Source organism: Pseudomonadota bacterium (assembly GCA_018817425.1).
Lineage (GTDB): Bacteria > Desulfobacterota > Desulfobacteria > Desulfobacterales > RPRI01 > RPRI01.
On sequence record JAHITX010000030.1, the window covers coordinates 1 to 23,783 of the forward strand.

Here is a 23,783-nt window from a genome sequence, read left to right on the forward strand (position 1 = left end):
GCCACTTTCAAAACGTTTCAGTTTGGTCAAGCTCAAGGCGGGCGAAAATTTCAACCACAGGAATACATTGAGTATTTCGAGGATTGAAATTTGAGCCCAACGCAGAGATCGGCCAAAATGGGGCGTTTTGAAACTGGCTCTATTGATAAGGGGATTTTTTTATGGAAAACACATCACAATCCGATAAAGCGGAAACCGAAATACCCTTTGATCTTAAGCAATGTGTTGATTTTCATGGGCATCTTTGTCCAGGTCTTGTTTACGGTTATGTTGTCGCAAAAGAGAGTATAAAGCTGCTTGATATTAAACGCTCAATTGATGAAGAGGTTGTAGCCATTTGTGAGAATGATTCATGCGCAGTTGACGGGCTTCAGGTAATGATTGGTACAACTGCAGGCAAAGGTAATCTGATAATTAAAGATTACGGGAAAAATGCATATACTGTTATAAACCGTTTTAAAGAAAAAGCTTTCCGATTCTCAAGAATAACCGAATATAATTACAGCGGTAAAAACTTAGATGAGTTCAATAAGCTTGAAAAAGCGGTTTCTGACGGAACAGCAAATGAACGGCAAAAAGCCCGCCAGAAATATTTAAAAGCTGTCGATCTTTTTTCAAGGCCGTTTAATGAAGTTTTTTATACTAAAGAGATTAAATTTTTCATGCCGCCATATGCTCCTCTGGCACCTTCCATAGCATGTGCCATATGTGGTGAAATGACCATGAAAACTAAGATGGTTCCAGAAGAAAACAGTAAATTAATCTGCATTCCTTGTTCAAATTAAGCAATGCGAGGCTTAAGTAAATGAAATTAAAACCCGTTGAATTTGCAGCTTGTCTCAATATTCAACAATCTACCGTAGAACGATGGATTCGCCAGGGCAAGATTCCTGTCAGGCAATCAGAAGGTTTTTGCATCTTCGATGAAAAAGCTTTAGATAAATGGGCCCAAAAGCACAATATCAACTTCACACTTTCTGATCATAACAGAAATGATACAAAAAAATCAGAGAAAAACGCACTTACTTTAGCGATGAAACGTGGTGGACTACACTATGATATCCCAGGAGATAGCGCTAACGAAGTTTTAAAAAATGCTGTATCCCTTGTCCCGGATATATCGGAGTATGACAAAGAAATACTATATAATAAGCTGATTGAACGTGAGAATTTAACTCCCACAGGTATCGGGAAAGGTGTTGCCATTCCTCACCCAAGAAGCCCTATGACAGGTACTGATACTAAAGCGTTTATCAGCACCTGTTTTTTAAAAAATAAAATTGATTTTAGCGCAATAGACGGGAAACCGGTAACAGTAATGTTTTTGATTGTATGTCCATCAGTTAAATCTCATCTGTATATTCTGTCACGCATATCTTTTTGCTTAAGGGATAATTCATTTATAAATTTTCTAAACAGCTCACCCACACCCGAAATATTTTACGAAAAGATAGACACGTTTGAAAAACGCCTGGAAAAGACCGATAAATGAGAAACATATTCTCACGACAATCTCCGCTAAAATGGGAAGCATTAAGGCATGATGACCGGCCTTTACTTATAATTACCGGCATGGTTGTTGGAGTATTCAGCGGAATTGCGGCATTTGCTTTGAACCGGTCGTTGGAATTCATGCTGGAGTTTTTTAGTCACTATAGATCTTACTGGTGGATATTTCTTCTCCCTGCAGCAGGGGCAGCCTTGTCTTCTCTTTTCTTAAACAAAGTTATCAGGGAAGAGCCGGGACACGGAGTTCCGGAAGTAATTAAATCTATCTCCAAATACGGAGGTTTTCTGCGCCTGCGCTCAAGTTTCTCCCGGCTGGTCTCAAGCTGCCTGACTATAGGAACTGGTGGATCAGCAGGGCCGGAAGCGCCGGTTGTAGTAAGCGGAGCTGCTATTGGCTCCAATATCGCCCGTTTACTTTCCTTGAATGAGAGACAAAGGATAACCTTGGTGGGTTGCGGTGCTGCCGGAGCCATATCATCAATTTTTAACGCTCCGATTACCGGACTGATTTTTGTTATGGAAGTTATTCTTGGGGAATGGTCAACAGAAAAAATTGTGCCAATAGCTGTTGCCTCGGTTGCGGGAACGGAAATAAGCCGTTTGCTGGCCGGCAATCAAATCGCCTTTAGCCATCATGTTTTTAATCTCTCTTTTCATGATCTGATAGCCTGTGTTGGGCTTGCTCTGGTAGCCGCCTTTTTGTCCATTGTAATGACAAGATCTTTGAGAGTAATGCATCAACGCTGTGAAAAAGTCAGATTGCCTCTGTGGGTTAAAGCTGCTATCGGAGGCTGTGCTGTGGGCATTTTTGGTTATTTCTTGCCGGATGTTCTTGGTGAAGGATACCATTCCATTAGAAAAATGATAGAAGGAGTTTACACACAAGGGGCTGGTATTGTGGCTATCGCCTGCTTTGCCAAAATTTTTGCTACCTCCCTTACTTTGGGATGGGGCGGCTCAGGAGGTATTTTCGCCCCCAGCCTGGTTATCGGAAGTTTTGCAGGACTTGCTTACAACAGAGGACTTTCCTATCTCTTCCCTAATTTCAATCTTGCGGGGGAAGGCTGCTATGCGCTCCTGGGCATGGCAGGTTTAATCGGAGGCATACTTCAGGCGCCCTTAACCGGTATCGCTTTGATTATTGAAATTACGGGCGGCTATGAAGTGATTGTTCCGTTGATTATAACATCTTCTCTTGCCGCAACAATATGCCATTATTTTGAACCGGCCTCTTTATATATGAAGGATCTTGTGGAAAGAGGCCAGCTTTTAAGACCGGGAACCGATGCCAGGGTACTCACGGATTTAAGCATCTCGGAACTTCTTGAAAAAGATGTTACCACTGTAAGACCGGATATGTCTCTAAGGGAGTTTGTAGAAATCGTTAAGTATTCACATCGAAACTATTATCCGGTGGAAAACCCTGGAAGCAAACATTTTATGGGCCTGGTGCTTTTTGATGATATCCGGCCATATCTTTTCGATTCCATAATGTATGATACTGTATTTGTGGAACAGATAATGGATCCGAGTGTGTTGACGGTTACAACCGATGATGATCTGTTAAAAATCCTTCGAATAATGGATGACAATGGCCTTTACAGCATACCTGTTGTTGAAAACAAACGGTTTATGGGTATGATTTCAAAAGCAACTATATTGGATCATTACAGAAAAGAGCTGCTGGTGCAAACCATAGAAAGTTGAAACAGTCGTTACTGAAAAACTCCTTTTCGCGATTTTCAAAAGAATATGTAATATGAACCACTTTCAAAATGTTTCAGTTTGGTCAAGCTCAAGGCGGGCGAAAATTTTAACCGCAGGAATACATGGCGTATTTCGAGGATTAAAATTTGAGCCCAACGCTGAGATCGGCCAAAATGGGGCGTTTTGAAACTGGCTCATATGAGCAAAGCCATTTTTTTAGATAGCAATCTTACCTAAAGTTCTATAAAAACCAATATAGTTTTTACACACCAATTCCATACTGTCGGATTTCTTTACATATTCCAATATTCTTCCAAACATAGTTAACATCTTGGTAATTTAATATATTCATATATTTATTATATTATTTATACAATATGCCATAACATACTGTCGGATTTCTTTACATATTTTTATAAAAATTCTGTTTAAAGTTATTCTATATTTCTATTACATATAATTTCAGTCAATTATATTTTATTGATAGTAATTACTAATAGTAAGCAAAATTAAATAAATAATTCAAAGGCAAATATAACTATCATAAATATATAGAATATAACTTACAAAAGTATATTGTTTAGTCATTTTATTTTAAATCAATATTTTCCATTATACCTATAAATATGTCGGATTTCTTTACACTTCAAGGATTACATTGAATCCATAATTTTTATAAATTATATAATATTAATTAGTTATATATTTTGGCCCAATTATTGCTTTGAAAAATAAAACCACATTATTGTTGCATTATAATAGTAATAATATATCGTACCCTATTGTTTTGTTTAGCAATTTATCTTATAATGTTTTCACTTATCATTATTCGATAGTGAGAGTTAGGAGAACCTATTCATGAAGCGCATTTTGATTTGTTTTTTGACCTGTATAACTTTTTTATTGTGGGCAAATATCTTATTAGCAACACCAGTTGATTTAAGTACTTTTGTGGCAGAAACGGGAGTAGTTGAAAGCAGTGGTGTGGTTACATTTACTGAAGCTGATACTTCTTTTTCCGCTTTTTATTTTTATCATCCTGCTTTTTATGTAGAACCCTCAGCAACAAAACTTACCTTTGACTATTCATTTACAGTTTGTCCTGAAAATGATGACTGGCTTGTTGCTGTCATTAATTTTACAGATTATAAAAAGGAATTTGGGGGTTATAATAGTTCTACAACGGATGATTTAATTTTTTCCGGATCATGGACAATTGATATGACTCCATATCAGGGCTCAGTAATAGATTTGGCTTTTGGTTTCGAGGCAAATGATTGGGGTTATGACTCATATGGCACTATTTCAAATATTAATATTCAAACAAGTTCTTCCGTTCCTGAACCGGGAACCATGATTTTCTTGGGTACCGGATTAGCGGGCTTGTTTTGTATCGGTAGAAGAAAATTTCTTAAAAATTTATAAATATACTATTTAAATTGTACTTCTGATAAAGCCAAACTGCCTGTTTGCTTTAAAATTGTTCTTTTTAGAAAAAGACAGTACGGAAACCCAAGGATTCTCAAAGAAAGAATAACCGGGTTGTCAGAAGTTTAAAATAACTTTTGCGGCCCGGTTTTTTATTTTTGGCCAATAGCGATATGAATATAAAAAGCCTTTAAAAAATAGGTGATGGCCTGAATTAATGGGGAGGAAAGTACTACAAGCTACAATATTTCCAATATTCAAGTTTTCATGGTTTATTTATGTATATTGATATGCAGCTTTAGCTTATTCTATAAATGTTTTCGAAAATAAATATTGACTTCTTAAATTTTGCTGAGTAAGGGTTTTATGCTACATATTAAACTCCACATTTCAATACATTCCGTTTTAACTGATGGACTTTATAGGGGGTTCATATGAAAGAGAAGAGTTCGACACCTTGCCGATTTATAGTTTTTTCATTGTTTGTTTTGCTTCTGCTTAGCCTTTCTGCAATAGCTTCTGCTGCAACCGAAGTGACCGGGGAAATCGATTTAGTACAATCAAGGATGATGTATGACCGCAGTACAAGTGTCAACTATCTGAACGTTTCTTTATACAATAAAGGTTCGCATAATTTAGAGACACCGGTTTGGGTAGTATTTGATAATATTTCAACAGATGCTGTAACCGTTAATAACCCAGATGGCACCACGGTTGACGGGAAACCATATTATCTTTATGATTCTGAAATTACAGGGGGTCAACTGTACCCCGAAAGTACATCAGGCTCCAAGAGTTGGTTTTTTAACAATCCGACTCGTGCAAGATTTTCTTTTAGTGTTATTGTTTATGCTGCCGGCCCGCCTGAAATAAGCATATCCAATCCTCTAAACGGTTCTGTTATAAGCGATGATACACCGTATATAACTTTAAATTTCAGTGACGCGGGCACAGGATGCAATTTAAGTAGTTTCTATATCCAAATCGATGGAACGGATTACTCCGGTTTTTTTACTATTACGGATTCTTCTGCAACATATCAGGTTGTGACGCCCCTTGCCCAGGGAAGTCATGTTATTTCAGCATCAATTGAAGACAATGCAGGCAACACGGGTACTGCTGTTGCCAATTTTACCGTCTTTAGCAGTACGGCACCTGTTCGTTATATTTTTTCGGTTGAAGGAAATCCATGGATATTTGCCTCTCCAGGAGACGGAACCTACGCTGAATATATGAGCGGATGGAATCTTGGATTATCCGATTTTTCAGATATAGTAGCCCTGAGCAAGGTTGACAACGGGGATGATGTATTTTTTTCGTTGGCCAGTGAAGGCGGCATATTACGATCTTTTGGAGATGAAAACAAAGATGTTTATTTTAACAACACCATGCTGGGTCTTGCTGAGACAGACCGGATCAGTGCTGAGCACATAGGGCTTGATGGTTCCGTGGTTTTCTCAATTGAGGGTCAGGCTGATGTAAATGAGTCCTTTGGGGGAAATACATATTGGTCTTATCTATATAATAACCAACTTGGAATTGATAATACAGTTCAATTGAAATGTATACATATTGGTTATGATAATGAGATTTATTTTTGCCGCTCTGACAATTCAGGAATATTTCTATCGGACGGGAATAGTGCAAACAGTCAGTTTCTAACGCTTGCAGATCTTGGTGTGTATGGATATGAAATTGACGGCTTTGCTATTATTCCTGAGTCAACTCCTCCTACAATAAACATTACCAACCCGGTTGATGGGGCATTTCTAAATACTATTACTCCGCTAATAACAGTCATTTTCAGTGATGCTGATTCAGGAATTGACAAATCAACTTTTTATGCCCAGATCAACGGCACTGATATGACAAATGCTTTTACCGTAACGGAAACCGACGCCAGTTATCAAATCGCTTCCAGCTTGCCGCTTCCCGTGGGTAGCAATAGCCTGACTGTGAAGGTGAGTGACCTTGTCGGCAATGAAGCTATTGAGACCTCAAATTTCACTGTCGGCATTCTAAGGGCAATTCCGGGTGCCACGCCGGTTAGTGGTTCAGCCCCACTAACAGTTTATTTTAGTACGGATGGCGAAGACCCTGCAGGTACTATTGAAATATTCAGATGGGATTTTGACGGCAATGGTTCCTGGGATACATATGATACGGTTGCAAGAGATTATAACCATACTTATAACACTCCCGGAGTCTATAATGCCGTATTATATGTTAAAAGCAGCACCGGCGAATCGGCTACAGCAACAGTAACCATAACGGTTCAAAACAATCCGCCGACCGCTACGGCAAATGTGCAACCTTCAAACGGTGAGGTGCCACTGACAGTTCAGTTGATAGGTTCGGGTTATGACAGTGATGGTAGCATTGTCCTTTATGAGTGGGACTATGAGGGAGATGGTATCTACGACTGGTCTTCTACTACAACCGGAAATACCAGCTATACATATACGAACATAGGAACTTTCAGTGCTGTATTCAGAGTGACGGATAACAGTGGTCTAACGGCAACGGCTCACGCAATGACCACAGTAATAAGAACAGGACCTCCTGGTTCACCTACTGCAACGGCTTCGGCAAACCCGACAAATGGTAACGCACCTTTGAATGTTAATCTTTACGGTAGCGCTACCGACCCGAATAATGATGTGGTTCTTTATGAGTGGGATTTTGAAAGTGACGGCACATATGACTGGTCTTCTGCAACATCCGGAAATACATCGCATACTTATACGGAAGCCGGGACTCATACTGCCACTTTTAGGGTTACGGATTCAACCGGGTTAACGGGGATTGATCAGATTTTGATTACGGTGAATGTACAGACAAGCCTATCTATTCAGAAAAATTCGGTAGGATTTTTGGGTGCCGGAATGACGGCAAGCGCCAGCAGCCAATATAATTCATCCTATTCGCCTGACAAGGCCATTGATGGGAATACCTCTTCAAGATGGCAATCAGCTTATAGAAAAACCCCCTATTATGGTGTTAATACATGGTTTGAAATTGCCTACAATACTCCTCAATTATTGAATGGCTTTTCTGTAAGATGGTATTCTTCATCATATAGAATGTCTAGAGCAAGAATTGATGTTTATGATAATAATAACAGTCTTATCTATTCACAGGAGATTAATTTTCCAAGTGTAACTACTTCTACAGTTTCACTACCTGCTTTAGGGAACGCAACGAGGCTTCGCCTTACTGCTATTACAAGCGCCAATAATGATTATGTGAGAATTAATGAATTCTATTCTGATGGCACTCTGATGCCGGGAAGCCCTGAACCAATAGGCACCAATATCAATACATCCATAAGCGCCGGATCAAAGGTGTCAATTTTGATTAAAGATGCTGATGGAAATGTGGTTAGAACCCTTGTGAATAATGAAAACAGGAATATGGGCTCATATGCTGATTATTGGAATTGCAAAGATGATAATGGAATTGCTGTGAATGATGGCGTTTATTATGCAGTTATGCAGTATATACTTGATGGTCAGGTTGTAACTTATGATTTGACGAATACTACCGGCGGAACAAGATCTGACTTTCCGATAAGTAGCGGTTGTAATACCCGATCAGGAACCTGGACAGAAAATTTTAGCCCTTTCGATGATCAGAAAGGAGCTTATTCGTTTACGCTTTGCAGTGCACAAGAAGTGACGTTTTTTATCGGGCCGCTTTGGGGTGGATCAGATCCCACAAGAATCAGAACGATATTAAACAGAGAAGCCTTTCCGGCAGGTACGCATACCATCTATTGGGATGGATTGGATGATAATGGAAATATTGCCCAGGCAGGTTCTGGAGATCTTCTAATTACCGGCGCATGGCGCTATAGTCTGCCTAATAATTCAATGGTAATGACCGGCGGAAGGCCCGAAATCAGTAATGTCAGTGCAGATCCAAATTATTACAGCCCGTTTAGTGAAAAATGCGATGAGAATGGTAATGGTGAAGGGGTGGTTATCAACTATAATATTTCTGAAGATGTAGTTTCGGTGGAGCTTCGGGTATACAGTATTGAGACAAGCGCTTTGCTGAGGTCATCCAATATGGGTAGTGTATCAGAAGGAGCGAATGTTGCCTTCTGGGATGGTAAAAACAATAATGGCGAATATGTTGACATAGGGGATTACCGGATCGGCCTGGTTGCAACAGATGCAGGCGGGAATACATCGATGTTCAGATATACGCTGGTTCGGATAGATTATTAAAAATATTTATATATATAAAGTTGCATCTCAATAGAGCTTATAAGGAGAGGTGATAAAATGACGGGAAAAAATGTTAATATTGTAATAAAGTCGGTTTTGTTACTGACATTACTATCCTTTCTGGCTGTATCAAATAGCGCTTGGTCTTATAATAAGAGTTGGGATCAGGGGCATAAGTGTGTGAATCCTTCCGGTGGAAACAACGGTTGGGGTAAATACAATAATGAAGGGGTATTTCATGGAGAATATACTTCAAAGGAATGTTGTGAATTATTTTGTAAGGTTTGCCCGGTTTATGCCAACACAGGCCGATACCAAAAAACTTTTACAGATCTAATGCTTGCAGGGAATGGTCCATCCTTAAAAATTACAAGAACATATAATAGCCAGGAGTGGACTTCAAGTCTACTTGGGTATAGCTGGGCTTTGAACTTTGGAAGAAAGCTAATCATTACAAGGAATAAGCATAATGAGAAAATAATTGGAGTGCTTCTGCAAACCGGAGAAAAGAACTTTTATAAAGAAGATGACAACGGCACTTTGACGCGCCTTACAAAATATGGCGCTAATTATGATTTAATAAAGAATGGTGATAATACTTACACGATTAATGAAAAAAACGGGCTAAAATATGAACTGAGAATTGACGGCAAGATTAACAAAATAGTTGACAGAAATGATAATGAATTAAATTTTTCTTATAATTCTGTTGGATGTTTAAGTCGTATTACCAATGCATCCGGGAATTATGTGGATTTTCAGCTTGGACCAAATGGTAAGATTTCCTCTATTTCAGATAATTTCGGTAGAAGTATAAGCTATGCCTATGATCAAAACGGAAATCTGATTTCGGTTACAGATCCTCTGGGAAATACGATGCAGTATGTATACAACAGCAATAATTTTTTAACACAGATTATTGATGCAAGAGGAAATACAATTGAGACAGTGGGGTATGATACCCATGAACCCCCCAGGGTTTCTACTTTTAAAGAAAAAGGGGAGACATACACCGTTACGTATTTTGACAACAGAACAGAAAAGAAAGATTCTCATGGAAACAAGTGGACTTATTATTTTAATGATGTTGGTGTGATACAAAGTGTAGTCGATCCATTGGGTAATACAAAGCAGTTACAGCTTAATAAGATTACCGCAACAAGTGTGGATTGGGAAGAGGATTTTAATGGGAACCGGACAACTTATACATATGACGCAGAAGGAAATATTGCAAGCAAGACCGATCCATTAGGGAATACTTGGAATTATTCATATGTTGCTGGGACTGATTTAGTTCAATCTGAAACTGACCCTTTGGGAAGGATTACAAGGTATGAATATGATAGTAAAGGGAATTTAACAACCATTATTAGGGGGTTTGGCGGAACTTTAGAAAGTTCTACCTCCTATGTTTCAGATGAACATGGAAATTTGGTTAGTCTAATAGATTCATTAGGTAATATTACATCCTATGAGTATGATAATAGTGGGAATTTGTTAAGCGAGATAGATCCGTTAGGACATATTACAAAGTACACTTATGATTATGCAGGGAATCGTCTCTCAATGATAGATGGAAATGGAAATACTACCAATTTTTCATATGATATTATGGGAAATTTACTTTCCGTGAAAGACCCACTTAACAATGTAACTCAATATTTTTATGATGCTAATGGGAATAGAATTACTATTCTATTCCCCGATAGCACAGAGATACGTTTTACTTATGATCAATATGATAGGATAATTCAGAAAACTGACCCTATTGGCAACATACAAAATTTTTCTTATGATCATAATGATAATATAATAAGCATTGTCGATGCCAATGGTCTTCAAATGACGTTTTCTTACGATATCTTTGGAAGAAAGACTGGAAAAACTGACCCCAAAGGAAGCCATGTATCACTTGCTTATGATGCAAATGGGAATATGATTTCCTTTACCGATAAAAATGGCAATAAGACACTTTACAGTTATGACGCTAACAATAATTTAACGAATAAAACGCTGTCTGATGGAGTATCATATTTTTATACATATGACGTATTGGGAAACCTGACTGGAAAAACCGACCCTAACGGCAGCATAATTACTTTTTCTTATGATAGTTTGAATAGAATGATATCAAAATCATATTCAGATGGAAGCATAACAAACTTTGCCTATGATCTTATTGATAGGAAGATACTGGAATCTAATGATAATTCCACGAATACTTATTCTTATGATGCTGCTGGTAGATTGATTCAAACGTCAATGAACGGGAAAAATATAACATATACGTATGATGCAAGAGGCAATAAATTAACAACAATAACTCCCGAAAATTTAACAATTAGCTATAATTATAATACTGCAAATTTGATGACGCAATTACAATTACCTGATGGGAAAGGAGTAAGTTACAGCTATGATTCTTTGAATAGAATTATCAGAAAAGATTATACCAATGGCAGTTATTCAACATACAGTTATTATGGAACGGGTAATTTGCAACAGATTTTAAATTATAATGCTGATGGAACCATAATATATAATCAGCTTAATTCATTAAATAATACTGGAAATATAGTAACAAAAACATTGCTTGCCGGTACAACAAATTATTTTTATGATAATAATAATCAGATAACTCAAATTATTTATCCAGATACATCTCAAGAGTTGTTTGCATATGATTCGATGGGCAACAGGTTGTCAGCGATTAATCAAGCTTCTTTGAATTATAACAATAGAAACCAGCTAATAAGCAGCGGTGAGAAAGCATTCAGTTATGATAACAATGGAAATATGCGGCATTTGTCTTCAAATAATTTTATAACTAATTATGCTTATAATTATGAGAATCAACTCATTTCTATTGTTCCACAAGATGGAATACAGTCATTCTATAAATATGACGTGAAAGGGAAACGGATTGAAAAACAAATTAACGGTGAATCAATAAAATTTATATATGACGGAAATCATCTTTTAGGCGAGTATGATTCTGATGGTAATTTAATAAGGAACTATTTCTATGGTGAGAGAGATATAAATCCATGTTTGTTATATGATTATCAAGCTAATATTTTATATAATATACAATCTGATCATTTAGGAGCGCCACATATAATCAAAGATGAATCAGATAATGTTGTTTGGGCAGCTTCATATTCAGCATTTGGAATGATAGAGATATCTGTTGAGAATATCACTTATAATTTCCGATATCCGGGCCAGTATTTTGATTCTGAAAGTAATTTGGCATATAATATTAATAGATTTTATTGTTCCGAATTTGGAAGATATATTACTGAGGATCCCATTGGGCTTAGAGGTGGACTAAATAGTTATATATATTCTTCAAATAATCCTATTAATAATATTGATCCATTAGGACTAAAGGTCATTGCTTGTAAAAGGCCATTTGAATTCGGTAGTAAATGGTGGCAGAGGGGTGGCGCTTGGGTGTTCCCACCGCGGCATTGTTATTTGCAATTTAATAATAACAAATCTGACTCATGGGGTTATGATGACAATGGTGTCCATAGAGAGATTAATCCAAATAAACCAACCAAATGTAAAGAAGCTAAAGGTGGTGGAAACAATAAGAATTGTCAAGACCAATGCATACGGAATAATATCCTTAAATACCAAAATGGACTAATACCTGGATGGGCTGGTAGTGATTATAAATTCATTAAGCATAACTGTTGCGATTGGGTAAGAGATAGTTTGAAAAGATGTGGAATGGAATTACCTTTTGTCGTTAATGCAGGGTTTTAGATGCACCTATGTTATATAGAATAAAATTTAATTTTATAATTACTTTTTTATTATTCACTTTTATCTTTTTTTTAATGATTGTAAATAAAGTTGGATATTGCGTGGATGATTCGAAATCGTTAAAATTTAATGTTCTATTTTGCTCTGGAAGAGATATCTACAAAGTATCAAGTAATGAAAAGATTCCTAACATTATTTATCGCCATGGTGATAGTGTACTTTCGATTAATGGGATATCACTTGCAAAAGATTATAGTCAATTAGCATTTATTGAATATCGTTTTGATGAACATATATACAGTCGTTTATGCATTAGGGATTTGGAGGAGGAAAGTGATATAACAATATTGGGAGAATATAGAGCTTTATGCCTAAATCCAGCATTGTCGCCAGATGGGTCGAAAATTGCTTTTATTTATACGAATAATGAAGGAGAAGGTTTTCTCCATTTAATTGATGTCTATACAAGACACGAAAACGTAATTGTCTCGAAGATAGTTAATAATGATGCAAGATCATTTCCCTCTTGGTCCGCAGATGGGAAAAAAATCCTTTTTGATACAGCAAAAGGCGCAGTGGCTTATGTAGAATTAGAAACCGGCAATATTACTACAATAGCAAATGGAGAGTTAGCATCTTGGTATGCAAATAGTAACTATATCACTTATAGATCTAAAGATTCTAATAATATATTCTATAGTAAGTTTGATAAAAAAGAAGAGAATGATCATGTTTTTTTAAATGGTAAGAAGCTAAAGCTTGTTGGATCTATCTGGTCTCCCATAACCTGGTCTCAAAACGGAAGTTTTATATGTTTTTATACATATAAAGAAACCTTTTGGGGAAAACCTAAGTCATATATATATATTTATGCCATAAATTCAGAGGAAATTAAAAGTGTAATTGAGTTGGGAAAGATAACACCAAGTGGTGCTTGTTTTTTGATTATTCAAGGGGGAAATGAGGTCAAATCTACGTTTGACCATTAGCTGATCTCTTGAACAAAATAATTTAATAGGGGTCGCCCGCTCTTAGCTCTTGATATTTTATATTAACTGCTATCCTGTTTTTGTATCATATCTGCATGCCAAAGTAGATACAAACATACAAACGGATTTATTGTTTGGTCAGGGAAGTATACAAGTTTTGGGGAGGTAGAGGCAAATATTATAACTTTTGAAAATGATATTAGGTTTCCGGGACAATACTTTGACAGTGAAACCGGGCTGCATTATAATTACCACAGGTATTATGATCCGGGTACTGGGAGGTATTTGACGGCAGATCCAATAGGGCAAAGCGGTGGCGTGAACCTTTTTATTTATGTCCTAAATAACCCGGTGAATTTTATTGATCCGTTTGGTTTGGAAATAAGAGTTTATTCTTCGAATGCTTTTGACGTCTCTGGTTTGAATCATGCTTTTGTATATTCAACTGAGACAGGTCGTGGGAAAGGCACCAACGGCTCCTCCGGGGCTACCCTTGGAAATGGTGTTAGTGACCTAACAAGTCCCTATTATGTGGTTACTTTGCCACCAGGTATGTCAGAAAACGATTTCATGGATAGAATTGATGCAGCAAACGGATGGAATAACTGGTTGTGGTTTCCTTGGGTCAACGATTGCCACTCAGATCTTAAGAATGCTTTCAATCAAGCAGGAGTACAATATCCAGGTGCGCCAAATGGAAGAATAGACATTGATGACAACATAAGAAATAGTTTTAATAATTTTATGCGGCAATTAAGTCAACTCAATAATCCCGAAAATCTTTATCGGCTCTTTGGAGGCTATTAAGATGTGGTCTGATAAGGCTAATGTATCGTTAGAAAGAGCATTGATAGGGGCATTGATAATGCTTCTCTTTGCGATCTCTTGCACTGGTTCGGAATATACTACCCAGCATTTTTCTTTTCCTCCTGAAAGCAAGCCACATGAGAATGATTGGCAATATATCACATTGGTAATTGTGTCATCAGATAATAGTCCAATCACTTATAAGTCAGAGAAGGTTGTGAAAATCAAAATTCACGATCAAAATAATAACATATTTCTGGACGATGACTATAGATTTACTTGCGCTTCAGTAAGAGCGAATGTTGTTTGGGATAAATTTGAAGAAATCAAAATTGATCTTTATGAAGTAGGCAATAAATATGCAAAAGGCTCATACAATGAGCAACTCTTGAATGTAGGACCAACTCGCCTGATTTCTTTGATATATCAATATGATAAAAAAAATAACGAGTTCAAAAGAACAAACCGTGAAGGAACAGAAAAAATAAATGAGGTCAAATCTACGTTTGACCATTAGCTGATCTCTTAAAATAAATAGGGGACAATTCCGCTCTTAGTTCTTGATATTTATATTAACTGTACCCTGTTTTTGTATCATAGGAGTTCTGCATGCCATAGTAGATACAAAGATACAACCGGATCTATTGTTTTTGGTCAGGGAAGTATACAAGTTTCGGAAAGATAGAGACAAATATTACAACTTTTGAAAATGATATTAGGTTTCCGGGCCAGTTTTGTGATGCCAATGATCTACAATAAAGAACTATTCGATAAATTTTTAGTTGCTTTGGATTTGAGATTATTTCGATTACTTAATATACATTAACAGTCATTAATTATGGAGGCATTCATGAATATATTACAAACAAGTAAAGTGAAAATTAAGTTGTCATTTTTAATATCAATCTTAGTGCTAATCTCTATGCCTCAATTTAGTATAGCCGAAATTTCAACTAACTCCTATTGTCAACTTACCATAGCTGAAATGCAACAACAGATTTCAAATTACCAGGCATTAATTTCCCTCGCAAACCAATTCAGAGACGATCCGACAGCTCTTGCCCAACAAGAAGCAATAATAAGAGCTCAATTCGATCAGGAAAAAGAAGCCCGTTATAGTTCATTCGGCACTACAGCGCAGGAATATGTGCTGTATATGGGTAAAAACGAAACTGCGGTAAAAGCATATTTAGAAAACAATCCAGACGTTAAACAGCAAATAGATGATTTATCCGATCAGCTTAAAGCACTTATGGATGAGCATCAGGCGGTTAAGGAGTCGATAATAAATCAAGAACCGCCGCCATTACCATAATTGAAACCGCAGATTGATAACCACGAAGTACACGAAGAAACACGAAGATTTTATTGTCCCCTTCGCACACTTCGTGCTCTTCGTAGTGTAAAAATAAAAATGAACTAATAAATGAAAAGCTCCTCTATAATAGTTGCGATATGTATAATGTTTTTTGCCACTACCGGAAACTGTGATATCGCATTTGTGGCAAGCATCGGCGGTAACTGGGACTTATTTACAGTTAATGATGACGGAAGTAATTTGGTCCGTTTGACCGAAACCCAATATGATGAAAAGACTCCATCATGGTCTTTTGACGGCAAAAAAATTGTTTACGCCACAAGTGATGGAAACTTAAATCTTATTGATGTACAAACAAAAGAAACTCACCAAATAGCCGTTTCCGAAAAAAAATACCCAAAGATAACTCCATCCTTTTCACCGGATAACAAAGAAATAGCATTTGCCCGGTTCAGAGCTCCCGAAGAGGGAGATGACACGGATCTTCTCATCTATAACCTTGAGACAAAGCAAACCGAAAGAGTTCTTGATCAGTATGCAATTCAGATGTGGCCGGCATGGTCGCCTGACGGCAGCCGGTTGGTTTATGCAAACATTCACTGTTCATCCGCCTGCGGCAGGATCATACAAGAACTCTGGATTGTCGATCCAAGAGGAAATTTTTCAAGACAACTATTGATGACAAATTCCCTGTGCCAGGAACCTGCATGGTCTTCAGATGGTAAGCAGGTTGTATTTTCTTCAGATAAAAGCGGAAATTATGATATTTGGGTACTTTCTCTTGATGACCGGAAACTAAAGCAGATAACAACCTATAGTGGCCTTGATATAAGCCCTTCATGGTCAACGGATGGCAAGAAATTAGCGTTTGTATCGACACGGTCGGGGATAATGGAAATATGGATAAAGGATATGGGAAGCGGTAAGTTGAGGCGGTTGAGGCCGTTCGGGGAAAAGGGTGTGGAATGTAAAGATGTTGCGTGGAACCGCAAATGAACAAAAGAAAAGATTACACCACGAAGGGCACGAAGAATGGAGTTTGATGAATTGTCTAACAAGGTAATCGGATGTGCTCTGGAAGTTCATCGTCATTTAGGTCCGGGTTTGCTTGAATCCACTTATGAACAATGCCTTGCCCATGAATTGAAAACGGCAGGCATTCCCTTCAAATTACAGCATCCGCTTCCCGTTGATTATAAAAGCATCAGGCTCGACTGCGGATACCGAATCGACATCCTGGTAGAAGATAATATTATAGTTGGATTAAAAGATACTGCCGATTCACGAGGCCCAAATATTGACGTATATGAAATTGTCGGGCGTGAAGATTGGTTTGTTAATGAATTTCAATGTAAGATATCTAAAAAGTGGAATTAAACGATTTGTTTTATAATTTCTTCGTGTTCTTCGTGCCCTTCGTGGTGAAAAACACAAGCCATAAGGAGATGTAATGAAAAAAGCTTGCCTGATTTTACTGGCCCTGGTTTTCACTTGTTCCTGTGCAACAAAGCCGGTTACCCAAATGGATGAACCACCACCACTACCTGAATTATCGATAATGCCTGTTAAAAAAGATATCAAACCATTATTCGGTAATTTGCTGAAAGAAGTCACCATTTCCAAAACATCTTTCAATCCTTCCCAAAAAGAAGAAATAGCTCTTTCATTTTCCCTTTCAAAACCAGCGAGGGTAACGGTTCATGTATATGATCCCGACAGTGATCTTATCAATACAATTGAAGAGAATAAGGAGATGCAGCCAGGAGTAAATACAGTTATTTGGAATGGAACGGATATAGCAGGTAATATTGTTCCGGATGAGGCATATTTCTTTACAATTACTGCAAAAGATGAATCCGGCAAAGAGGAAATCTATGATCCCACTACTTTTTCCGGAGGAGAAGAGCATGATATTACCACTGCGCATATTGATCCACAGCAGTATAACATAAATTATTCAATGCCGGAGATGGGGCGTGTCATGATACGAATGGGAATACAGGGCGGCCCCCTGATGAACCAGTTGGTGGACTGGAAACCCAGAGTAAAGGGTGCCATAACAGAGTATTGGAACGGTCAAGATAAAGACAATCTGTTAGATATTTACAATAATCCCAAATTCAAGATGATTGTCACCTATTTTTCATTGCCGGACAATTCGGTTATTGCTTATGGAAACAAAAAAATTGATTTTCTTGAATACAAAAATAATGTAGTTGAAAAAAGGTTACAAAAGCCTGTACGGCCTACTTCGGTTCTACGCCGCTCTCATCACTATAATATCCTTAGAACAATCGACTATTGCCCGGAAATCAAAGTGGAATTTGCAAATGTAAAAGGCACGGAGGGCAATGGCATTCCAGTAATCCAGGGGAAAACAATGGTAAAGGTTATGCTTGATGAAAAAGACAAGATCATATTTCAGAATTTTCAGTTTGAGATATGTTTTTTCCTCGATCACAAGTTTTATGCCGAGGACGAAACAGGCTATACGCCTTTTAACTGGGTGTGGGACCTTTCAAATGTCGAGGAAGGTGAGCATTTGCTTACTGTGAATATATCGAGTTTCAAAGACCAGATCGGGATGATAAGTAAGAAAGTGAAAGTAGTGAAATAATGAATTGGAAACCACGAAGTACACGAAGAAACACGAAGATATATTTATACTCCTTCGAGTTCTTCGTGCTCTTCGTGGTGTAATAATATTGAGGCTATTTCATATGAAATCTTTTAGATTATTTTTATTATTGGTATGTTGTGTGACATTATTTACTTCCTGTGCTTCTCTGGAAAAGGTAACACTGGAAAAAGCACCGGAGCCCAAAATAGTATTTGAAGAACTCGAATATGACTTTGGAATTGCCGGGCCGGAAGAGAGCATCTCACATTCTTTTATTTTTACAAATGAAGGGATCTTGCCACTCACCATCAATAAGGTGAGTACTGATTGCGGGTGTACAGCAGCGGTTGTTTCAGAAAAAGTGATCCCGTCAGATGGAATTGGAGAGATCAGGGCTGTGTTTGAAACCAGACGGTATGAAGGGGAACAGGAAAAGCATATTACTGTTTATTCAAATGATCCTGAAGCGCCTGAGATTGAATTGATCATTAAGGGAGTAATAAAAAGAGATGTGGCGGTAGTTCCACAGGGAATCAATTTCGGTGATGTGGAAAGGGGAAAAACCGCTATCGGCAGTGTGAGACTCCTGCAGCTGTCAAGTCAGAAGCTGGTTTTGGAAAAAGTCGATGCCGACAAGAGGTATTTTGAGGTGGAAACGTCTCCATTTACAGAAGACAACAGCCGGGGATTTAATATCCATGTCACTTTAAAACCTGATGTTCCGGTGGGAAGACTTAATGATGTGATTACTATCCATACAAACCTGAAAAAAAGACCCCGGATTGATGTTGCTGTCTGGGCCAATATTTTGGGACGTATCAGGGTCGAGCCGGGCGCGTTGTCATTTGGCAGTGTTGGGAAAGGGGATAAGTTTTCCAAAGCTATTTCCGTTTCTGCCAGTGATGGAACAACGTTTCAAATTGTAAAGATTGAATGTGATCTGCCGTTTCTGCATTTTGATACTCCTTTGGGCAAAAAGAGGAGTGCTTTTGAGATAAAGGGTAAAGTTGACAAAATAAGCCCTGCGGGGAATGTGTCTTCACAACTGAGCATTTATACTGATGATCCGGATCAGAATGTGATTCATGTACCCGTTTATGGGGTTGTGAAAGCTCAATAATAAATCACCACGAAGGTCACGAAGAAAGCGAAGAAATATAAAAAATAAAAAAACTTCGTGCCCCTTCGTGCTCTTCGTGGTGAAACAATTAACAAAAGCGGAAGGGAAAATGAAAAAAGCGCATTTTATCTTTATATTACTGCTAATCTTGTTTGTGTGTTGTCCTCAAATTGTTGTGGCTGGTCCACCGGTTGTTATCGGAAATGCTGAAGTTATTCCTTACAAAACTTGGGAGGCCTGGGGTACTTTTAACTACAAGCATACAAAAGACGCCAAGATCTACAGTGTACCAACAATTGAAATAATATACGGGCTTTTACCCAGGCTGGAAGTCGGCATTGAAAGTGCTTATGCCATAGAAGACGAGGATGGCCATAAAATCAGAGGTATTGATTTTGTTGCCATTCAGCCGAAATATCTCATAAAAGAAGAAGAAAAGATATATCCGGCAATAGCCGCAACTCTCCAGTTGGAAGTGCCAACTGATAGTGGCAAAGACTCTCTCGAATGGGATGATAGAATTTGGGCTCCAGGATTGGCGATGCAGAAACATTTTGGAAAGATTTTGTGCATTACGCAACTTAAATACTATTTTGATAAAGATTACGACACGGAAAAATACAGGTTCGGAGTTGATGTATTCTATAAATTGACGGATAGACTCAAACTCTTGAGCGAAGTTTATACGATAAAATATATTCATTCATCTAAAATTGATGAGACGAATTTCAGACTTGGTTTTAAGTATAATTTTTTAAAAAATGCAAAGGTGTATTTTGCCGCAGGACGAAGCCTGAGAAGTGTTAAGGAGAACAGACCGTATTTTGAAGGTTCGGGTGGTGTCATGTTTGAATTTTAACAAACTTAGTATTTCTTAACCACGAAGGTTTCTATTTAATTAAACTTCTTCGTGACTCTTCGTGCCCTTCGTGGTGAATATTCTTTTTCATAGAAACAATACGATATAAGGATTTCAAAATGAGAAAAACCGTTAATATTTTATTGGCCATATTGATTATCTGTCTGATATTTGGTTGCTCAAAAGATAAGCAACAAGAAGTGGTGATTTATACTTCTTTGGACCAGATATATTCTGACCCTGTTTTTAAAGATTATGAGAAAAAGACCGGAGTCAGGGTCAAGGCAGTATTTGATGTTGAAGCGGCAAAAACGACAGGGCTTGTAAACAGACTGATAGCAGAAAAAGACCGCCCAAAATGCGATGTGTTCTGGAATTCTGAGATCGGCAGGACCATTACTTTGAAACAAAAGGGGATTCTGGCCGTCTATCGATCTCCTTCCGCTAAAGATATTCCTGAGCTGTTTAAAGACAAGGACGGTTTCTGGACAGGTTTTGCAGCCCGTGCCCGGGTGCTTGTTTACAATACAAACCTTTTAAAGCAAGAAGATCTGCCCAAATCTATTTTTGAACTGACGGAAGCCAAATGGAAAGGAAAGGTTGCTCTTGCATATCCGCTTTTTGGCACAACAGCCACTCACATGGCGGCTATGTATTGCTTACTGGGACAGGAAAAGACTGAAGGTTATTTAAAAGCGCTAAGGGCAAACGATGTTGTAATTGTAAACGGGAATTCCACTGCAAGAGATATTGTTGTTGAGGGTAAGCTTCCCATTGCTTTCACCGATACTGATGACGTGAATGTTGCCGTTCAATCCGGCAAACCGGTGAAAATGTTATATCCAGACCATGACGGAATTGGAACTCTATTGATTCCTAACACGGTTGCGCTTATCAAAAACGGTCCGAATCCTGAAGAGGGAAAGAAGCTCATTGATTATCTGCTCAGCAGGGAAGTGGAAAGCAAACTCTCCTTTTGCGAATCCGCGCAGATGCCTCTCAGGGACAATGTAAAAAAACCGGGTCATGTGCCGGAATTTACATCCATAAAGGCCATGGAAGTGGATTATTATGAAGTTGAAGGGAATATGGAAAAATCAGCCGGGTTTTGTCAAAGCCTGTTTATAAGATAATCCAAATGAATCCTCCACGCGGTTTTTCCTTTACTATTGTTTTCCTGTTTGGTGCAGTAGTCCTATTACCCATATTCTATATGTTGCTTATGCCGTTTCGGGCGGATACCGCCGAGCAATTTGGCGAATTATTCGCAGTGTTTGACAGCCGTCACATTGGCCTTGCCAAAAACAGCCTTGAATTGGCCGGGGGAGCTGCCTTATTGAGCATTATTGTTGGAGTGCCTCTTGCGTCACTGATAAGCAGAACAGATCTTTGGGGCAAAAGAGTGATAGGAGTTGCGTATTTTATTCCTGTCCTGATTCCTCCCTATATCCATGCAATTGTATGGACCCATATGGGCCCATTTATTGAGCATAATTTTTTTTTTGATATACACAGTTTGGCGGGGGCGATTTTAGTCCTTACTCTTTCCTATTTCCCCTTTGTCACAATAATGACCATTGCAGGCTTAAAGTCAATTGACAGGAACCTGGAGGAGGCATCTTTTTTATCCCACAACAGGTTCCAAACCTTCTACAAAATTACAATACCTCTTATTACACCCCATATAATTTCAGGGGCAATATTTGTTTTTGTGTTTTCCGTTATAAATGTTAGCGTCCCTGATATCTTAAGAGTGAAAGTATATCCGCTTGAGATTTTTATCCAGTTCAGTGCTTTTTATAACGAAAAGGCTGCAACTTTATTGTCTCTGCCTCTGATTGGAGTGACTTTTGTTTTAATTGCCCTGCAAAAGTTTTACATGAAAGACCGGTCATATATCCAAATATCTGCAGGTATTAAAAAATATTCAAAATATAAACTTGGTGTATTTAATATTGTTGCCTTGATTTTTTGTATAGCAATACTTTGTTTTTCCGTCATCGTTCCAGTAGCTGTTTTGATAAAAACTGCGGGGGGGCTTGATACTTACATAAGAGTTTTGAGCACATCCTCGGATCAGATCTGCTACAGTGTAATACTCGCATTTTGCGGGGCTGTGCTTACAATGTTTCTGGGATTTTCATTGGCTTATCTGATAGACAGGTTGAAAGGTCGGCCAATGGTCTTTTTATCATGGGCGACATTTCTGCCTCTTTCCATACCGGCAACGACCTTGGGTATTGGTCTGATAGGCGTTTGGAATAGGCCCGTGGCGGATCTGGTCTACAGCAGTTCTATTATTATCGTTTTGGGTTATATTGCACGTTTCATCCCATACTCGGTAATCGTGCTTGGCTCGGGTCTGAAACAAGTTGATAGACGGCTGGAAGAAGCGGCGTTTTTGGCTGGATCATACTGGTCAAATATGATTCGAAAGATTGTTATCCCTTTGCTACGACATAACTTGTTTGCTGTTTTTTTTATAGTATTCGTTCTTTCTTTCGGTGAGCTGGGAACAACGCTTTTAATCATTCCGCCCGGAAGAGAAACAATCCCGATAAAGGCTTATAATTTGATGCATTATGGTGCAGATCAAATGGTGGCAGCGTTGTGCCTGATACTTGTAACCTTGATACTTGCCATTTCAGGTGTTTTTCTGATATTCCATAAAAAAATGTTTAGGATTGCAGAAATAAAATGATATCAATAACTAACCTTACGAAAAGATATGGAGGAACAAAAGCACTAAAGGGTGTAACGCTTGAGGTTTCACCTAACGAAATTCTGGCATTAGTCGGACCTTCAGGATGCGGCAAGACAAGCCTTTTAAGGCTTATTGCCGGTCTGGAGCACCCTGACGATGGAAATATATTAATTGATAATGCTACGGTCGGCACGCAGTATGGGTTTATTCCGCCTCACAAGAGAAAGTTGTCTATGGTGTTTCAGGATCTTGCTCTCTGGCCCCATATGTCTGTCAAAGCGCATATTGGATTTGTTCTCAAGGCTAAGAAATTGTCTAAAGAAGCCATGCAACACGAGACGGATCAAATTCTAAAAAACGTTAATCTAAATAATTACAATAATCGATACCCTCATCAACTCTCAGGGGGGGAGAGACAGCGCCTTGCAATTGCAAGAGCAATTGCCTCAGATCCTTTGTATTTGCTTATGGATGAGCCCTTCAGCAATCTTGACCCTGTGTTGAAAGAAGAATTGCAGGATTTTATTATCGGACTCAAGAACAGGCTGGGAATGGGTATTATATATGTAACACATAATATTGAGGAGGTAATTGTAATGGCTGATCGAATTGCAATTATGAACAGAGGGGAACTAAAACAGGTGGGAACTAAGGATGAAGTACTTGGCAATCCTATGGATGAATTTGTCCGTCGATTCCTAAAGCTTTAAATGACT

Annotated in this window: 17 protein-coding genes and 1 pseudogene; all 18 read left to right on the top strand. The window is 38.1% G+C overall.

The window, feature by feature from the left end; all coding sequences use genetic code 11:
- Window positions 1–161: 161 nt before the first annotated feature.
- The 18 genes and pseudogenes from KKC46_06280 (at window position 162) to KKC46_06365 (ending at window position 23,777) form a co-directional block, all read left to right on the top strand.
- Window positions 162–785: a formylmethanofuran dehydrogenase gene (locus KKC46_06280; GenBank protein ID MBU1053422.1), complete on the top strand. Its 624-nt coding sequence runs from the start codon at window positions 162–164 to the stop codon at window positions 783–785.
- 20 nt (window positions 786–805) lie between these two features.
- Complete coding sequence (locus tag KKC46_06285) at window positions 806–1,492, top strand: PTS sugar transporter subunit IIA (protein MBU1053423.1); 687 nt, start codon at window positions 806–808, stop codon at window positions 1,490–1,492.
- Window positions 1,489–3,216, top strand: coding sequence for a chloride channel protein (locus tag KKC46_06290; GenBank protein MBU1053424.1), 1,728 nt, complete (start codon window positions 1,489–1,491; stop codon window positions 3,214–3,216). Before KKC46_06285 ends, KKC46_06290 begins: the two co-directional genes overlap by 4 nt.
- Before the next feature lie 858 nt (window positions 3,217–4,074).
- Window positions 4,075–4,641, top strand: a complete 567-nt coding sequence (locus tag KKC46_06295) for a PEP-CTERM sorting domain-containing protein (GenBank protein MBU1053425.1) — start codon at window positions 4,075–4,077, stop codon at window positions 4,639–4,641.
- 437 nt (window positions 4,642–5,078) lie between these two features.
- The gene (locus KKC46_06300) at window positions 5,079–8,876 is read left to right on the top strand and encodes a PKD domain-containing protein (GenBank protein MBU1053426.1); all 3,798 of its coding nucleotides are present in this window, start codon (window positions 5,079–5,081) and stop codon (window positions 8,874–8,876) included.
- Window positions 8,877–8,933: 57 nt separating this feature from the next.
- A complete protein-coding gene (locus tag KKC46_06305) occupies window positions 8,934–12,650 on the top strand; it encodes a hypothetical protein (protein MBU1053427.1) in 3,717 nt (1,238 codons plus the stop codon).
- A gap of 101 nt (window positions 12,651–12,751) precedes the next feature.
- Complete coding sequence (locus tag KKC46_06310; GenBank protein MBU1053428.1) at window positions 12,752–13,639, top strand: hypothetical protein; 888 nt, start codon at window positions 12,752–12,754, stop codon at window positions 13,637–13,639.
- A 66-nt stretch (window positions 13,640–13,705) separates the two neighbouring features.
- Window positions 13,706–14,446 (top strand): RHS repeat-associated core domain-containing protein, encoded by a 741-nt coding sequence (locus KKC46_06315; protein MBU1053429.1) that lies wholly within the window; start codon window positions 13,706–13,708, stop codon window positions 14,444–14,446.
- Between the two features lies 1 nt (window position 14,447).
- Entirely contained in the window at window positions 14,448–14,963 is a 516-nt protein-coding gene (locus KKC46_06320) for a hypothetical protein (GenBank protein ID MBU1053430.1), read from the top strand.
- A gap of 333 nt (window positions 14,964–15,296) precedes the next feature.
- On the top strand, window positions 15,297–15,761 hold the full coding sequence (locus tag KKC46_06325; GenBank protein MBU1053431.1) for a hypothetical protein: 465 nt from the start codon (window positions 15,297–15,299) through the stop codon (window positions 15,759–15,761).
- Window positions 15,762–15,872: 111 nt separating this feature from the next.
- Window positions 15,873–16,760: a hypothetical protein gene (locus KKC46_06330; protein ID MBU1053432.1), complete on the top strand. Its 888-nt coding sequence runs from the start codon at window positions 15,873–15,875 to the stop codon at window positions 16,758–16,760.
- Between the two features lie 36 nt (window positions 16,761–16,796).
- Window positions 16,797–17,157, top strand: a pseudogene (locus KKC46_06335) (GxxExxY protein).
- Window positions 17,158–17,214: 57 nt separating this feature from the next.
- Window positions 17,215–18,381, top strand: coding sequence for a hypothetical protein (locus KKC46_06340; protein MBU1053433.1), 1,167 nt, complete (start codon window positions 17,215–17,217; stop codon window positions 18,379–18,381).
- Window positions 18,382–18,484: 103 nt separating this feature from the next.
- A complete protein-coding gene (locus KKC46_06345; protein ID MBU1053434.1) occupies window positions 18,485–19,504 on the top strand; it encodes a DUF1573 domain-containing protein in 1,020 nt (339 codons plus the stop codon).
- 109 nt (window positions 19,505–19,613) lie between these two features.
- The gene (locus KKC46_06350) at window positions 19,614–20,363 is read left to right on the top strand and encodes a hypothetical protein (GenBank protein ID MBU1053435.1); all 750 of its coding nucleotides are present in this window, start codon (window positions 19,614–19,616) and stop codon (window positions 20,361–20,363) included.
- A gap of 119 nt (window positions 20,364–20,482) precedes the next feature.
- Entirely contained in the window at window positions 20,483–21,496 is a 1,014-nt protein-coding gene (locus KKC46_06355) for an extracellular solute-binding protein (GenBank protein MBU1053436.1), read from the top strand.
- 5 nt (window positions 21,497–21,501) lie between these two features.
- Entirely contained in the window at window positions 21,502–23,064 is a 1,563-nt protein-coding gene (locus KKC46_06360; GenBank protein MBU1053437.1) for an iron ABC transporter permease, read from the top strand.
- A complete protein-coding gene (locus KKC46_06365; protein ID MBU1053438.1) occupies window positions 23,061–23,777 on the top strand; it encodes an ABC transporter ATP-binding protein in 717 nt (238 codons plus the stop codon). The genes KKC46_06360 and KKC46_06365 overlap by 4 nt, the downstream gene beginning before the upstream one ends.
- The last annotated feature ends 6 nt before the right edge of the window (window positions 23,778–23,783 follow it).

Excerpts from the sequence above, each read along its gene's own strand:
- KKC46_06280 (MBU1053422.1), top strand. The coding sequence starts at position 162 with ATGGAAAACACATCACAATCCGATAAAGCGGAAACCGAAATACCCTTT.
- KKC46_06285 (MBU1053423.1), top strand. The coding sequence starts at position 806 with ATGAAATTAAAACCCGTTGAATTTGCAGCTTGTCTCAATATTCAACAA.
- KKC46_06290 (MBU1053424.1), top strand. The coding sequence starts at position 1,489 with ATGAGAAACATATTCTCACGACAATCTCCGCTAAAATGGGAAGCATTA.
- KKC46_06295 (MBU1053425.1), top strand. The coding sequence starts at position 4,075 with ATGAAGCGCATTTTGATTTGTTTTTTGACCTGTATAACTTTTTTATTG.
- KKC46_06300 (MBU1053426.1), top strand. The coding sequence starts at position 5,079 with ATGAAAGAGAAGAGTTCGACACCTTGCCGATTTATAGTTTTTTCATTG.
- KKC46_06305 (MBU1053427.1), top strand. The coding sequence starts at position 8,934 with ATGACGGGAAAAAATGTTAATATTGTAATAAAGTCGGTTTTGTTACTG.
- KKC46_06320 (MBU1053430.1), top strand. The coding sequence starts at position 14,448 with ATGTGGTCTGATAAGGCTAATGTATCGTTAGAAAGAGCATTGATAGGG.
- KKC46_06325 (MBU1053431.1), top strand. The coding sequence starts at position 15,297 with ATGAATATATTACAAACAAGTAAAGTGAAAATTAAGTTGTCATTTTTA.
- KKC46_06330 (MBU1053432.1), top strand. The coding sequence starts at position 15,873 with ATGAAAAGCTCCTCTATAATAGTTGCGATATGTATAATGTTTTTTGCC.
- KKC46_06340 (MBU1053433.1), top strand. The coding sequence starts at position 17,215 with ATGAAAAAAGCTTGCCTGATTTTACTGGCCCTGGTTTTCACTTGTTCC.
- KKC46_06345 (MBU1053434.1), top strand. The coding sequence starts at position 18,485 with ATGAAATCTTTTAGATTATTTTTATTATTGGTATGTTGTGTGACATTA.
- KKC46_06350 (MBU1053435.1), top strand. The coding sequence starts at position 19,614 with ATGAAAAAAGCGCATTTTATCTTTATATTACTGCTAATCTTGTTTGTG.
- KKC46_06355 (MBU1053436.1), top strand. The coding sequence starts at position 20,483 with ATGAGAAAAACCGTTAATATTTTATTGGCCATATTGATTATCTGTCTG.
- KKC46_06360 (MBU1053437.1), top strand. The coding sequence starts at position 21,502 with ATGAATCCTCCACGCGGTTTTTCCTTTACTATTGTTTTCCTGTTTGGT.
- KKC46_06365 (MBU1053438.1), top strand. The coding sequence starts at position 23,061 with ATGATATCAATAACTAACCTTACGAAAAGATATGGAGGAACAAAAGCA.